The 14,424-nt window shown below is 56.9% G+C and carries 11 protein-coding genes and 1 riboswitch; of the genes, 9 read left to right on the forward strand and 2 right to left on the reverse strand.

Going from position 1 to position 14,424, the window contains the following annotated elements:
* Positions 1 to 2: 2 nt before the first annotated feature.
* Entirely contained in the window at positions 3 to 809 is an 807-nt protein-coding gene (locus VMJ32_16010) for a hypothetical protein (protein ID HTQ40531.1), read from the forward strand.
* Positions 810 to 884: 75 nt separating this feature from the next.
* Complete coding sequence (locus tag VMJ32_16015; protein ID HTQ40532.1) at positions 885 to 2,267, forward strand: PDZ domain-containing protein; 1,383 nt, start codon at positions 885 to 887, stop codon at positions 2,265 to 2,267.
* 108 nt (positions 2,268 to 2,375) lie between these two features.
* Here VMJ32_16015 and VMJ32_16020 read toward each other — a convergent pair whose 3' ends face one another.
* Positions 2,376 to 3,695: a hypothetical protein gene (locus VMJ32_16020; GenBank protein HTQ40533.1), complete on the reverse strand. Its 1,320-nt coding sequence runs from the start codon at positions 3,693 to 3,695 to the stop codon at positions 2,376 to 2,378.
* A 323-nt stretch (positions 3,696 to 4,018) separates the two neighbouring features.
* Here VMJ32_16020 and VMJ32_16025 point away from each other — a divergent pair, with 323 nt between their 5' ends.
* The 4 genes from VMJ32_16025 (at position 4,019) to VMJ32_16040 (ending at position 10,436) form a co-directional block, all read left to right on the forward strand.
* Positions 4,019 to 6,163, forward strand: a complete 2,145-nt coding sequence (locus VMJ32_16025; protein ID HTQ40534.1) for a hypothetical protein — start codon at positions 4,019 to 4,021, stop codon at positions 6,161 to 6,163.
* 868 nt (positions 6,164 to 7,031) lie between these two features.
* Entirely contained in the window at positions 7,032 to 8,141 is a 1,110-nt protein-coding gene (locus VMJ32_16030; protein ID HTQ40535.1) for a hypothetical protein, read from the forward strand.
* Complete coding sequence (locus VMJ32_16035; GenBank protein HTQ40536.1) at positions 8,141 to 9,256, forward strand: phytase; 1,116 nt, start codon at positions 8,141 to 8,143, stop codon at positions 9,254 to 9,256. The genes VMJ32_16030 and VMJ32_16035 overlap by 1 nt, the downstream gene beginning before the upstream one ends.
* Positions 9,257 to 9,287: 31 nt before the next feature.
* The gene (locus VMJ32_16040) at positions 9,288 to 10,436 is read left to right on the forward strand and encodes a DUF1559 domain-containing protein (GenBank protein HTQ40537.1); all 1,149 of its coding nucleotides are present in this window, start codon (positions 9,288 to 9,290) and stop codon (positions 10,434 to 10,436) included.
* Between the two features lie 85 nt (positions 10,437 to 10,521).
* Here VMJ32_16040 and VMJ32_16045 read toward each other — a convergent pair whose 3' ends face one another.
* On the reverse strand, positions 10,522 to 11,343 hold the full coding sequence (locus VMJ32_16045; GenBank protein ID HTQ40538.1) for a sugar phosphate isomerase/epimerase family protein: 822 nt from the start codon (positions 11,341 to 11,343) through the stop codon (positions 10,522 to 10,524).
* Positions 11,344 to 11,534: 191 nt separating this feature from the next.
* Between VMJ32_16045 and VMJ32_16050 the strand changes: the two genes are divergently transcribed.
* The 3 genes from VMJ32_16050 to VMJ32_16060 form a co-directional block, all read left to right on the forward strand.
* Entirely contained in the window at positions 11,535 to 12,443 is a 909-nt protein-coding gene (locus VMJ32_16050; GenBank protein ID HTQ40539.1) for a site-specific DNA-methyltransferase, read from the forward strand.
* A gap of 37 nt (positions 12,444 to 12,480) precedes the next feature.
* Positions 12,481 to 12,716, forward strand: a riboswitch (cobalamin riboswitch).
* Positions 12,717 to 12,783: 67 nt separating this feature from the next.
* Positions 12,784 to 13,713 (forward strand): DUF1559 domain-containing protein, encoded by a 930-nt coding sequence (locus VMJ32_16055; protein ID HTQ40540.1) that lies wholly within the window; start codon positions 12,784 to 12,786, stop codon positions 13,711 to 13,713.
* A gap of 33 nt (positions 13,714 to 13,746) precedes the next feature.
* A partial coding sequence (locus VMJ32_16060) for a hypothetical protein (protein ID HTQ40541.1) occupies positions 13,747 to 14,424 on the forward strand: 678 nt, incomplete at its 3' end.

Consider the following 14,424-nt stretch of genomic DNA (forward strand, 5'->3'; position numbering starts at 1 on the left):
CGATGACTGATTCGCAAAATAGGTTGAACTTTGCCGACGACTCGCAGCGCTGGCTCGAGCGTTTCGCGGACGGCGAATTGAATGCCGAACAGCAGCGCCAATTATTATTGGCCCTCGATGCACAGCCCGACAGTTGGCGGCACTGCGCCCTGGCCTTCATTGAAGCGCAAACGTTGCGGAGCGAATTTCGCCATCTCACCATTGCAGATAATTCTGTCAGTGGTTCCGGTTCTACCGCGATTGTAGCGAATGCAAAGAGCGTCTTACGTCCGCTGCCTCCGCTGGCATTTCGGTTGGGATGGTTCGTGCTGGCGGCCAGCGTGCTGGTGGCATTTACGCTCGGGCTGGCCGCTCGCGGCTGGTGGATGAGCGGAACACTCTCGGAGCAAGCGCGAGACCTTGCCGGTACACAAGGCCCGCGATCAACATCCCCTGCAACGCAGACGCAGGTGGCCTTGGTCCAAAATCCATCTTTGCCGCAAACCCCATCGACCGGCGACATCGCCAATTCAGCCGATTCCACTTCCACGGCCACTAGCAAATGGCAGGCGCTGAAAGTCACGCTGCCCACAGTCGACGGCGAACAAAGCGTGCAAGTGCCGCTGTTGATGGCCAGCGCCGACGAAGTGCAAACCATCTTGGCGAAACAGGAACCGGTCCTGTCCGACTCCGCCTTACAAACGCTGGAAAGCACCGGGCACGAAGTCGGACAACACCGGGCCTATTATCCCGTCCAATTGGCTGACGGGACGCAGGCCGTGTTGCCGATGGATTTTGTCGAAGTCCGTGACACGGGCGATTGGCAATGAATTGGCAGCCGGCCAGGAAAGCAATTTGAAATTCATTCTTCGTAGACACATTTTGAACAAAAAAGGAGTACTCCCATGCAAAGCGATTTGTGGCAACGCCGCATCGGTTGGATCTGCCTGGCGGCAATCATTCTGTTTTCCGGCGCGCTGGCGCAATCAAAACATGCCGCCGCCGATGACGCCGATCCTAATGCCCCGCCCGACGATGTCTCAAATTTAATCGCCCAAGCGCCGAACGATACCGTGCGACCCGCCCTGGATTGGCTGCGATATGCAGGTTCGCAGTTTGGCGATACCGGAAAATATTGGCTCGGCGTGGAGTGTAGAGAGGTGCAGCCGGAGCTTCGCGACCAGCTCAGCCTGAAAGACGACGAAGGATTAGTCGTCGTTCACGTTGCGGAAGACGGTCCGGCTAGCAAAGCGGGAATTAAACAACACGACGTCATTATTTCGGCCGGTGATGAAAAACTGAGTCATCCCGCCGATTTAGTGAAAGCCGTCAACGCTGCCGATGGCAAAGAATTGTCACTCAAGATTATTCGCGGCGGTAAAGAGCAAACCATAGCCGTGACGCCTGCAGAACGTCAGCAGGGTAGTGCACACATCATCGCCCGGCCTGGACCAGGTTTCATGTTCCCCGGCGGCGGCCCGCACGTTGATCTGCCCGACAACGTCACGGTCACGGTCGTCCATCACGGGAAAGAGCCAGGAAAAATCACCGTGACTCGCGGCGACGAAAAATGGGACCTGACCGACCAAGAACTGAATAAATTACCCGACGATTTGCGCCCGCTCGTGGAACGGACAATTGGCGGTGGCCCCTGGGCGATGCAATTTCCAGGTGGTTTCAATATGCCCGGCATGCGCATCGAAGGTATGCCGATGGGCCCACCGGGAGCTAATCCGCCGCCCCGTGACGGCAACGGCCCGCCGCCACTTGGAGACATAAATGGTCCACCGGGAGACGTAAATGGTCCACCGCCGCGTGACGGCAATGGCCCGCCGCGGCGCGATGGTAATCGGCCGCCCGACAATGGCGGCCCTCCGCCCCGTGATGGAAATCCACCCCCCAGAGATGGAAATCCCAATGGCCCAAATGGGCCACGACCGCCGCAAGCTGGTCCTGATGGCCGGGGTGGACAGCGGCCGCAGATCATGCCGCCCGGGCAGCTCGCGCCCGAGTTGATGCAGCGCCTCGACGAAATCCAGCGGCGTCTGGATTTGATCCAGCAAGACATCCAACGGCTCCGCGACGGCGGCGGCCCCATGCCAAGAATGCGTCCGCGGGACGGCGACAATGCAATGCCTCGCATGATGCCGCGCGGTCCGGATGATGGTCGCAATGGTCCGCCAGGTGGTCCGCCGCCAAACGATGGTAATCCACCGCCGCGCGACGGCAACCGTCAAGATCCGCCGCCAGATGGCCCGGGTCGCCAGCCCCCTCCGAACGATCAATAGGCGGCGTCGCTGAATCGAACAAATAAAGCCCAGGGGTTGCAACCCCTGGGCTTATGTTTTTCCGGAAGCCCTCGCATTCAATCACTGAACGCTCGCCGCTGACAACGCTTACCAATAGGCTTCTAACCCCAGCGACAAGCCGTTGTAGAAAATCTGTCCATCGTTGCGAATGAACGGCGTGACTTCGGTCAGGAAAGAGGTAAAGGAAACTTCGTTCGGGGCCGATGCCAGGCCCCCAAGCTGCACCAAATCCCAGCCGGCGTGAAGCATTAAATGATCGTTGATGTCGTAGCCCGCCACCAGGCTAAGCTCGCCCAAGAATGCAGCCGTTTGATTGTCGGCCTTGCCCCCGATGATAAACGGCGTGGAAGATTGGGAGGTGTCAATTCCGACCACGTGTGCAAAGCCATCGGCAAAGTTGCAATAAATTCCGGCGTCTCCCTTAACTCCCCAGTACCATCCTTCATGCACGTCGTAGCAATCGCCCCCCACTTGGAATCCCAATAAATGATTTTTGGTATTCAGTTGGTAGTCGCCGCTAAACGTCGTTGGTGAAGCGGGAAAGGTGCCGCTAATCCAATTGAATTTCTCCTCCTCCGCGATGCCGCGCAGGCCCACAAAGAATGATTCGGTTCGCCCCTGCGAAAGGTGCCGCGACCAAAACCCGTCGGGACCCATCATCATTTGATCTCGGCCCGGACGATTGCGAACGCGGTAATCCAACTCCATGCTTTGCAGGTCGGAGCGATACGTGGTGGTGTAAGTGGCGGCGCTGCTGCCGGTAAATCCAGGGAAGGAAAGACCCAATGGCACAATCGCCAACGAGTTGCCTCCCTGCGCCGCAAGGCTATCGGTTCCTTCCCAATTGTTGAACCCTAAATAGGTGAACTCGATGCTGTGGTCTCGATTTTCGCTATCGCGATCAAGAATATAACCCAATGTGCCGCGGCCGCCAGCATCCAATGGCAACGCATGGCCCTGGGCATTCAAAAAATTTCCCGTTAGCTGACTGTTGGAATTCTCTTCCACACCCAGGATTTGCTTCGCTGGCCTGGTCCGATTCCAAATGACAAAATCAAAATCACCGTACCAACAGCCATCGCGCCACCAATAGCCGGAGCTGGCAGGGTAAGCGCGCGGTTCAGGAGCCATGGCGTCTTCCGCGCTGCCGCCTTCGATGTGTTCCCCTTCGATGGCCAACTTCGACGATGTATCGCCAGATTGAGACGGAACGTCGCTCGGGTGTAAATCGGGCTGGGTTTCAAACAGCGATGTAGTGGGTTGCGCAATAGATATACTGGGCTGCGCAATCATGGAAGATGGATTGCCAGGCTCGGGCAACACCTCTGGCGTTTGAGCGCGCAGCGACCCTGCCGCCATAAGTAGCGCTCCGGTGACCGCCGTGAGATGCCAGGCCGAGAGTTTCACTCCACGATCCTCCACACCTTAGTTCCTGAACCAATGAACTTCGATTGGATGTTGCATATCCGGATACACCTCGATCCGGTTTTTCTTCCCCAAAGAATCGGATGCCGTACCACTTACGCCACAGGAATAGTCGTTGGAATCGGCAAAATTCTCAGTGTCTTCCTAAACTTTCCAGTTCCCCAAATCCACAAGCGGTTCCCGCACAACGGCTTAACGCTGGTAGCAGACTCGCCACCCGTCTGCTACCATTGCCGTTCCAGCTCGATACGAACGGGCAAAAATTCCATCGCCGTCTCTTCACTTGTTGCTAACTTCCACGAGATATGCCCATTGATCCTTACTCTCCGTGTCCCGGTGGCACCGGCAAAAAGGTGAAATTCTGCTGCCCCGATTTGGTGCAGGAGCTCGATAAGCTGCAGCGCATGCTGGAAGGGAATCAACCGATCGCTTGCCTGGATGCCGTTCGCAAATTGGACGAAAAGTTTCCCGGCCGCGCCTGCTTGCAAAGCATGCGGGTATCGCTGGAAACTGCCGCGGGCGATGCCGCCGCCGCCGAGGTCACGCTGGCGTCCTTTCTTAAACAACATCCCGAAAATCCCGTGGCGCTGGCGGAACAATCGCTGCACGCCGCCTCGCAAGGCGATCCGCTGGCCGGCATTGCGTGGTTGCAACGGTCCATTGAAGCCTGCGGGACCGAAATGCCGGCCCAGGTTTACGACGCCATCGGCGCGTTGGCTTTGGTGCTGCTGTCGGCAGGCCATGTTGTTCCGGCCCGGGCACACTTGCAATTGCAATTGGGTTTATCACAAGCGCGCGACGAACGGGCCGTTTCCGCGCTGCTGCAATTGGAAGGAGCACCCGGCGTTCATGTGCTGCTGAAAAGCACTCCGCCGTTTGAGCCCGCGCCTACGAACGTTGCCTGGGGCGCCGCGTTTCAAGCGGCACTGGGCGAGGCTCATCTCGGCCACTGGAAAAAAGCGGCCGAGCAATTCGCGGCGCTGACTGCACAAGCCCTGAAGTCGTCGGCTTTCTGGCGAAATTTGGCCACACTTCACGGCTTTTTGGGGAACTATGCGGCGGCAGTCGAAGCCTTGCGTAAGTTATCGGCCTTGGAAACAAACGTCGATGACTCCGTGGAAGCCGAAGCAACAGCACAGTTGCTTTCCAAGGAAGAATCCGAGGGCCAGGTCGACGAAATCTCGCTCACGTACAACATTGCCAGCGCCGAGCTTGCCCAGGAAAAGTTTGCCGCCGATCGCCGCTTCGAACGGCTGCCGCTGGACGCTCGGCCGTGGACCGAGCAGAACGAGCCGCCGCCGCGCGCCGCCTTTTCGCTGCTGGATCGTCCGGCACTGGCCAGCGGAAAAGACATTACGCCCGATCAAATTCCCAATCAGCTGGGTCAATTGCTGTTGTTCGGCAAGCAGACCGATCGCGAAGCCCGATTGGAACTGCTCTTGTTTCGGCCGGAATTGCCCGCCGCCCAAAAACTGCTGCGCGAAAGCCTGGGCGAAGCGCTCGGCACGCCCACCTCGGAAACCGCGATTGGCCATTTGGGCCAGGTAGAACACGCACTAAGTTGGCACTGGCGAATGCCTAACGATACGCCGGAAGACGTGCGGCTGAAGCTAGGGCTGGAACAGCGAACAGCTCTGGTGCTCAAGCGCTGGCCGCAATTGCCGCTGCCCCTGTTCGGCGGCCGCACGCCGCAGCAAGCTGCCGCCGAGCCGCAATATCGCACGCGCTTACTGGCGGCGATCTTGCTGCTGCAATTATCCGATGCAGACAGTTCGCCCGACACCTATAATCAACTCCGCCGTGAACTGAATTTCCCGGAACTTTTCGATTTGGATTCCGCCGGGCTCGATGTCAACCGACTTCCCTTGAACCGCCTGTGCCGGCTAAAGGCTGAATCGCTGACCGACGAGCAACTGCAGCAGGCGTTCAATCGGGCTGTCGTCGCGAATTTTGCTCTGGCCTTAAAACGCTTGGCTCCCGAAGTCGTCAAGCGGCCAAACATTCCGGTCCCCGAATTCAAACTTTCCGCTTATCGTTGGTTGGTTCGAGCGGCGGCGAATTCGACCGAGGCGCTCGGCATCATCGACAAAGCCCGAAAACTGGCGGAAGCGAACAAGCAATCGTCCGCCTCCTGGGATTTAATGGAGCTTTCGTTCCGCATTCAACGCGACGAAGGACCGGCGGTCATGCAACTCATCGACCACATTCAACGTCAGCACGCCCGCGAACCAGGCGTGGCGCAGGCGCTGGTGCAACTGCTGATGCAAACGGGCTTGATTACGCCCGATGGCCGGCTGGCCGTGGGCGCTGCGCCGCCGGCTGCCGCTGCGGCCGGGGCTGCCTCGCCGCTGGTGGTTCCCGGCGCCGCTGCCGAGCCAGGCAAATTGTGGACGCCCGACGCTCCGCAACCCGGCGGCGAAAAAAAATCTTCGCTGTGGCTGCCGGATTGATGCACCAGCGCTGCCATCCGCTTGCGACTTTGCGGCACCGCACCGAACGCTTCGGTTTCGTTCAATTTCTCAAGCCGAAAGCTGACAGAGTTCTAACACCGCCTCGGGCGAGGAATGTGTATATTAGCACGCAATCCCCACGCCCCGGTGTTGCTGCAGAACCTCCCCCCCGAGATGCAACAAGCAACACCGGGGCCTCTTCATGCGCAGATAGCCCGTTGGGCAATTTTGCACGTCGCCGCAGGAAATCGATTTTTCGTGCGAAACTCGACTCGTTTTGCACGGCCGTTCCAAACCGCAAGCTGAAATTCTCGGCGTTCAGAACGTTATCACCGAGCAAAATTCTAAGAATTGGCTTTCATTTCTGATTCGCAGTTGCGCCGAGAAAACGTCGCAACCAGTAATCTGCTCTGACTTTGCATTGCAGAGAAAGCCCGGCGCAAAATTAACAGCGGCGAGGCGCGCACAGCGATCGTTTGCCTAGGTCAATAACCCGGGTCCAATGCGAGCGGAATTAAATAAATTGCCAAGGATCGACAGACGGGACACAGAGTTCCGAAGAGAAATTTACTCGATCGGTGGCCTAAAAATCTCATCAATATTTGGGCCACTCAGGCGTATGGACATGGACAGCGAATAGCCACGCGAGACGCTTTTTTCACCGCTGTTTGTTCTGAAGTGTCGCAGCGCTGCTGTCACAATCGGGATTTGTCGTTGCGCCAACAATTCAAATCATCGGGGTAAGCATAACTTATGCGTCTTCCACAAGTTTGGCCTACTTTTTGCATTGAGGACCGGCTCAACGAAAAGGTACGGCGAGTTGGATTGTTGTTGTTCACCCTGTTTTCTCGAGCTTGAGGGGATTTTGATGATTCGATATGCACCGTGGATTTGTTTTTTTGCGATTATCATTGGAACTGCGGTACCAAGTTTCGCAGGCTTTATTGGTGGCGATCTTGTCATCCTAAGTACTGCCACGAATACAGATACCGACACTGCCGCTAGCGCCATTACACTGTACGACTATCCCTACAATTCATTGACAGGCACCTTTGGCACAACGCCCACCGCTCATTCTATTTCGGGGCTTACGCTGCCCGGAGCGAACGATCATGACGGTTTGCTTCACTTAAGCACGAACGACAACGTTCTGACTTTTGGCGGCTACCAGGCGGCCGTAGGCACCGCATCGGTCATTACCTCCGGCTCGGCTCACGAGGTTGGCGTAGTCGATTCCAATTGGAACGTTACCACGGTCCCCGTCAGCAATTACACAGGTGTATCGTTGCGTTCTGTGGTTTCGACCGATGGAAAGCATTTTTGGACGGGGGGCGATCAAGGCACCGATGGCGGGCAATATTACATTGATGCCAGTGGCGCCACCACCACGCAGACGCTAATCACAGGAAACGATGCTCGCGGTAACAGAATTGTCGGCACCCAATTGTGGTCGTTTTCCAGCAGCACTAGCGGCACAAACTACGGTAACAGCCTGCCAACTTCCGCTGCTCCACAAATCAGCACGATGAATAGTCCTTACGTGAAAAGCGACGTGATCTTCCTCGATTTGAATAACGACGGCACAGACGAAACCGCTTACTCGACTGACGGCAAAAATCTGTTGGGAAAATGGTATTTCGACGGCACGAACTGGAACTTGGTTGGAACCTGGACCGGCACAAAAACTAGCATCAACAACATCAACTCGCTCGAAGCTTTTGTGTATCAAGGCAATGTCGAACTGCTCGCAGCCACGCAGCTTGGTCAACTCTTTCAATTTACCGACACTAATGGAATCAACAGCAGCTTCGGTGGCGCCTCGTTCGCCACGACAACACCAACACCATACCTTACTATCGGTGGTACAGCGAGTTTTCGGGGGATGGCAATTCTTAGCGTTCCTGAACCGGCGACCGTTACTCTGCTAGCCGCAGCGATTCCTTTCTTCCTCGGTTGCCGTCGTTGGAGAGTTCGTTAATGCGCCTTTTGACGGTTTATGGGATGCTGGTGTTGATGGCCGGCTCAATGGCTATCGCCGACGCCGATGGGCCAGGAGCCGTTGCTCCGGAAGCCGAGGTCGTAGCCGTACCAGTGCCACTGCATTGCTCGCAGCCGGCCCCGGTTAACCGACTGACCGGCGCTGCGATTTGGGTCAATCCGCTGGACGCGGCAGAAAGTCGCGTCATTATCACCAACCAGTCCCGCGGAATCGAAGTTCATGATCTGGCCGGGTACTTGCTCAAGCATTTGGACGAAGGCTTTCAGACTGATTCGATCATAATCTTGCACGGTTTTCCACTCGCCGGCAAACCGATCGACTTGGTGCTTGCAACCTATCCCGATGAGCGCGTGAGCGGCGTGAAAATGTGGTGCATTCAGGCTGAAAAAGCCAAACTCAAGCCGCTAGACAGCGACCAGTTTGTTGTGCCGGACAATCCCGAACCTCACGGTATTGCCGCCTATCACAGCCGTAAGACTGATAAGTTCTACGTATTCGTCTCGTCAAAAGAGGGCGAGATCGACCAGTTAGAACTTACCAGCGACAAGAACGGCAAGGTTACGGCCACGCCAGTTTGCCACTTCAGCGTGCCTAGTAAAACTCACGGATGCATCGCCGATGAAGAGCGCGGCGTGGTCTATTTTTCTGAAGAAAAGGCAGGCGTCTGGCGATTCAACGCCGAGCCTGAGGCAGGTAAACAAGGCGCGAAAGTAATCAGCGTTGGTGAGCATGGGCTAATTCCCGACGTCGAAGGGATTGGTCTCTATTCGCTGCCTGGCTCAAAAGGCTACCTGGTGGTCGTTGGCCAAGGCAAGAAGACGGACCGATCGCGAGTGAACGTGTATGACCGCCAAGACTACCATTTTGTGGGTGCGATCATTCCATCGGCCGCAGACGGCAACGGCGTCGAATTCGCATCCGCGGTCGCCGTGACTAGCGCTCCGCTGCCCGAGTTTCCCGAAGGGTTATTGCTCATTCGCGACCACATCAATCCCAACGCCAGCGAAGATTTCAAATATTATTCTTGGGCCGACTGTGCGAAGGCCCTACAACTTGGAAGTGCCTTGACCGATCCCAATGCGTCGGCGAAATAGTTTCTTAGTGTGTGGCGAAGGTGGTTATCCGATGTCAGCACACACTTGTCGTCGGCAGGCGTTTACTTTGATCGAATTGTTGGCGGTCATCGCTATCATCGGAATTCTAGTGGCACTCCTGTTGCCTGCGGTGCAGTCGGCTCGCGAATCGGCGCGCCGCATGCAGTGTACCAACAACACCAAGCAAATTGCTTTGGCAATTCATGCATTTCTTTCTGCCAACAAGGCCTTTCCGCCTGGATTGCCGAACTGTTCTCCCTTGGCTTCCCAATGGGAAAGCGGTGGTGCGCAAATGGGCGATTACATGGCAACCTGCCAAGGTCCCAGTTGGGCGTCGAACATTTTCGATTTCTTAGGCGAAAAATTCTTCAACGATCGCATCTGGGCGTGCGCCCAGTACAATAAACACATTTGCGACGATTGCGAGCACGATGATGCAGGGGGCGCTCCTGGCACCGGCGGCTCCACTCGCATGACGGTCGCTGCCTATCTTTGCCCTAGCGCTTCGAGTATGTCGATTTTGTTCGGCAGTAAGGACCCTGTGGTCAATGGTTTGGGTGGAACGATCGGCGGCAGCGACTCGGTTGCCGGCTTGGAGAATTTGGCCAAGGGCAATTACGCGGCAAATTTTGGCAAAGACTCCTACGTTAATTCGGCGGCGCCAGGCATGGCCGGCATGCCCGGTATCAATTACGACGTGCGCAACGCAGGTCTGTTTGAAGTCGTTTCGCTGCCAGTGCCATTTTTTTCCAGCCAGCAAAAGGGAGTTTTCAAAATGGCTCGCAATCGCGGGGTAAAACCGCGAGAAGTCACCGACGGACTTTCGAAAACGCTCATGATTTCCGAAGTGCAAATTTGGGATACTTATAAAGACGTCCGTGGAGTCTGGTCCTGTGGCTCCCCGGGCGCATCGACGTTTCTGGCAAAAACAGGTCCGAATTCGGTAATGCCCGACACCATCATCGGCTGTGATTCCACAATTCCCTCCAGCAACCCATTGAATTGCACCCAAAACCAAATAGATGGCCAGCTTTGGGCCGCTGCGCGGAGCGGTCATCCAGGAGGTGTGGTGGCGGCTATGGGAGACGGCTCGGTAACTTTCTTCGTCGATAATATCGATCTTGCTGTCTGGCAAGCTTTATCGACACGCGCCGGAAATGAAGCAGAAATGAATCCGTGACACGGCGCATACTGGGTTCGCGCGAAGTGCCCGTCGAATCGTCCAGGCATGACAATCAGCGTGCAGTCTGACTAACACAGCGGCATTATGTAACTGCAGCGGCGGCCAACATGTTTTGCATGCTTTGGCGGGCAAGGTGTTCGATGCCGGGGGTGTAGTCGAACACTTCCACGGAGACCCAGCCGCGCCAGTCGATGGCATTCAGCGCCTGAAAGATCGGCTTCATATCGAGCTGGCCCATGCCGGGGCCTTGGCGGTTGGGATCGTTGGCGTGGAAGTGAACCATGATGTCGCGGTTGGTCCGGATGATGTCGGCCGGCGGTTGCGCTTCGCTGGCCATGGCTTTGCAATCCAGATGCAGCCGCACGTGCGGCGAGTTGACAAGGTTGATAAGTTCGCGCCCCTCGGCGGCAGTGAGCAAAAAATCTCCCTCGGCCGGACCCAGCGGTTCCAAGGCAATGGTTACGCCGCATTCGTCCAGCACCGGCAGCGCGGCCCGCAAAACGTCGGCCGCGTAACCCATCGCTTGCGGCTTGGTGACGCCGGGCAGCAGATTGCGCTGCTGCGGGGAGCCGAGGACCATGATCGAGCCGCCCAAGTCGCGGCACAGCCGGGCCAGCTCGCAAAGGTAGTCGGCCGTTTTACTTTGCACGGCCCGATCGGGCGAGGTGAGATAAAATCCTTCGGTCTTGGCCAGCAGCCAGTGGAGGCCAACGACTTCCAAACCCGCCGCTTCAGCCTGCCGCCGCACTTGAGCGCGCTGGCGCGGCAAAACTTCGGTTGCATACCGGGCCAGCGTGAACGGCGCAATTTCAATGCCGGTATAGCCGCACTCGCGGGCAAAAGCAAACGCCCGATCGAAGGGCCAATCTTGGAAAGTTTCGTTGCAAATGGCGTAGCGGAACATGGCGAGGAGTGAGGGGTGAGGAGTGAGGAACCAAGGAAACAGGCTGGTTGTTTTCCACACACTGTTAAAGCCGTGCGGAAAGGATTAGATTATTGCGTCTTTCCACGGCGATAGTAATATATGTACATGCGCCCACTTTCTGGTAGAATGCCAATTCACCGGGCGCGTAATTTGACACAAGAGGTGTCTGTGTGGCTTTGAAACCCAACCGCATTCATCAGGGCGATTGCGTCGAACTGCTGGCCAAGCTGGAGCCGGGCAGTGTGCATCTGGCATTTGCCGATCCGCCATTCAACATCGGCTACGAGTACGACGTGTACGACGACCGCAAGGCGTACGAGCATTATCTGGATTGGTCGCGCGAGTGGATGGCCGGCGTGCACCGGGCCTTGCGGCCCGATGGCACGTTCTGGCTGGCGATTGGCGATGAATATGCGGCGGAGCTGAAACTGGCGGCCCGCGATTTGGGCTTCAGTTGCCGGAGCTGGGTGATTTGGTATTACACGTTCGGCGTGAACTGCACACGGAAGTTCAACCGCTCGCACGCCCATCTGTTCCATTTTTTGAAAGACCCGAAGCGGTTCACATTCAACGAGAACGATCCGGCAATTCGCGTTCCCTCGGCCCGGCAGTTGGTGTATGCCGATGCTCGGGCCAATCCCAAGGGGCGGTTGCCGGACGATACGTGGATTTTGCGGCCGCAAGATTTGCAAGGCGGCTTCAGCGAAGATTCCGACACGTGGTATTTTCCGCGCGTGGCGGGGACTTTCAAAGAGCGGGCCGGCTTTCACGGCTGCCAGATGCCCGAGCAATTGTTGGGGCGGATTGTGCGGGCCAGCTCAAATGTCGGCGATTTGGTGCTCGATCCATTCACCGGCAGCGGCACGACACTTACGGTGGCGAAAAAATTGGGACGCAGTTGGATTGGCTGCGAACTTTCGCAAGAATATGTGCGGCAGGCGACGGAGCGGATTGAACGGGCGTCGGTCGGCGAATCGCTGAACGGCGCGGCCGATCCATTGGCCAGCGCGCCGGCGACGGTGAATGGCAAGCGGCGAAAATCAACGGGCAAACGTAAAACGGTTCTTTCCAAACGATAATTGGACCGTTGACAGTCGTCAAATGTGACGCTAAAGTGCCTATCAGTGCGTTGGTGGTTGGCCGAGGCGTTTGATTTTCGGCCGACAAACAGGGAACTCCGGTGCGAATCCGGGACGGCCCCGCCGCTGTAACCGAGCGGTAACGCACGTCGTTTTCTAATTGCCATTGCTGTGCGGTTCAAATTGTGAAAGCAATTTGGCTGCGGCGGCGAGAAGGCTTTGGCGACGTGCGGCTCGGAAGTCAGAAGACCTACCAGCGCTTTTTGTGCCGTATGTGCTGCGAGGGACAGCATCGGCCCACGATTTCATTTTGCTGAAATGTTGTGCTGGGATGAATGCCATGCGCTTGCGATTGCGCGCTACGATCCCCCGGCAAAGCCTGGGGCTTGGGGGTGATTGCTTCTTGATTGTTGAGCGCGGATTCACGCTGGTGGAGCTGCTGGTGGTGCTGGCGATTATCGGCGTGCTGGTGGCGCTGCTCATGCCGGCGGTGCAAGGGGCGCGGGAAGCGGCTCGGCGAGCGACCTGCCTGAACAATTTGCGGCAGATCGGCGTCGGGCTGCACCATTACAACGCAGCCAAGCGAGAATTTCCGATCGGGTGCATTTGCTGCAATTCCGTTCCAGGCTGCAGTGCGCCGCTACGGCAAATTGCCTGGAGCGCGTATCTGCTTCCCTACATCGAAGAAAAACATGCTTGGGAAATTTTTGACACCACGCAGCCGTACAACAGCGCGGCCAATCATGAAGCGGCCCGAACGATTATTGCGACCTATTTGTGCCCCTCCACGGTTAGGGCTCCGCAGCGCACCGGCTTGACCACCGGCGACGTGAATGGCAACGGGCAATGGGATCCGGGCGACGACCTGGCGTACATCGATTACGGCGGCATGTTCGGGCATCCGCCGAGCCTGGCCGGCTATGCGATGGAGGGCAATTTGGTGCTGGGCAACGGCGCCATGATTTACGAGAAGGCCATTTCCGTACAGCAGATTACCGACGGCCTATCGCAAACCATTCTGGTTGGAGAAGACAGCGGGCGGGGACCTTTGCTGAACGGCGAGTGGGTCGACGGGCAAAACATTTTCGACGTGACCGTGGCCATCAATAGAAGTCAAAACAACGAATTGTGGAGCGACCATGCGGGGGGCGTGAACGTGGCGTTTTGCGACGGCTCCGCACGGTTTTTGTCGGAGGCAATGCAAACCAGCGTGCTATTTGCACTGTGCACGCGCGCTGGACAAGAGGTGATTCCGGCCAATGCGTATTAAGCGATTACTTTTTTGATCAGAGGAGCGCAACTTATGAAAAAAATCGTGGCGATATTTACCTGGGTGGTGTTTACGGTGTGCCAACACGCTGGGGCAGCGCCGCTGAGCGACGTGCCTTTGCCCGGTGGTTTTTTGAACGCCGAGTATACCGTGGGGAGCGGGCCGAATCTTTCGCTGGTGATTATCGATTTTGCGGACACCGGCGGCGGGGCATACGCCTTCGGTTATCGCTGGAGCACGCCGACCGATTTCGGCACGGTGGTGCAGGACCTTGCCGGCGGCAAAAGCGCGAGCTGTGTTTCGCTCCAGCCCACGGTGATCGACGACCCAACGTATGGTTCGTACGTGGATAATTTTCAGTACGGAGCAGAGCAAGGAAATGAGAGCGATTATTGGCGATTGGAAGTTGGCAGTTACGGCAGCGGCGGCATTTCCTGGAATACTTCCGACACCGGACTTTCCTCGCTAACGACGGATAATTTTTCGGCCAGCCCGACGTTCGACCCTGATACTTATTTGGGAACTGCGGGCATCATCGGCTTTTACAATTCGTTTGTGGACGATTCGATCAAGCCGCGGACGCCGCTGGCAGTTTCTGAATCGAACAAGGGAAATTTCAGTCTCGACGGGGCAACCGATGCCGGTGATATTTCGGCGATGCTGGCGGCACTGGCTGATCTGAATGGTTATCAGAATGGAGGCAATCCTGAG

The organism is Pirellulales bacterium (assembly GCA_035499655.1).
Lineage (GTDB): Bacteria > Planctomycetota > Planctomycetia > Pirellulales > JADZDJ01 > DATJYL01.

Bases quoted from the DNA above. Each gene is read 5' to 3' on its own strand.
- VMJ32_16035 (HTQ40536.1), top strand. From the start codon at position 8,141: ATGCGCCTTTTGACGGTTTATGGGATGCTGGTGTTGATGGCCGGCTCA.
- VMJ32_16040 (HTQ40537.1), top strand. From the start codon at position 9,288: ATGTCAGCACACACTTGTCGTCGGCAGGCGTTTACTTTGATCGAATTG.
- VMJ32_16030 (HTQ40535.1), top strand. From the start codon at position 7,032: ATGATTCGATATGCACCGTGGATTTGTTTTTTTGCGATTATCATTGGA.
- VMJ32_16055 (HTQ40540.1), top strand. From the start codon at position 12,784: ATGCGCTTGCGATTGCGCGCTACGATCCCCCGGCAAAGCCTGGGGCTT.
- VMJ32_16045 (HTQ40538.1), bottom strand. From the start codon at position 11,343: ATGTTCCGCTACGCCATTTGCAACGAAACTTTCCAAGATTGGCCCTTC.
- VMJ32_16010 (HTQ40531.1), top strand. From the start codon at position 3: ATGACTGATTCGCAAAATAGGTTGAACTTTGCCGACGACTCGCAGCGC.
- VMJ32_16015 (HTQ40532.1), top strand. From the start codon at position 885: ATGCAAAGCGATTTGTGGCAACGCCGCATCGGTTGGATCTGCCTGGCG.
- VMJ32_16025 (HTQ40534.1), top strand. From the start codon at position 4,019: ATGCCCATTGATCCTTACTCTCCGTGTCCCGGTGGCACCGGCAAAAAG.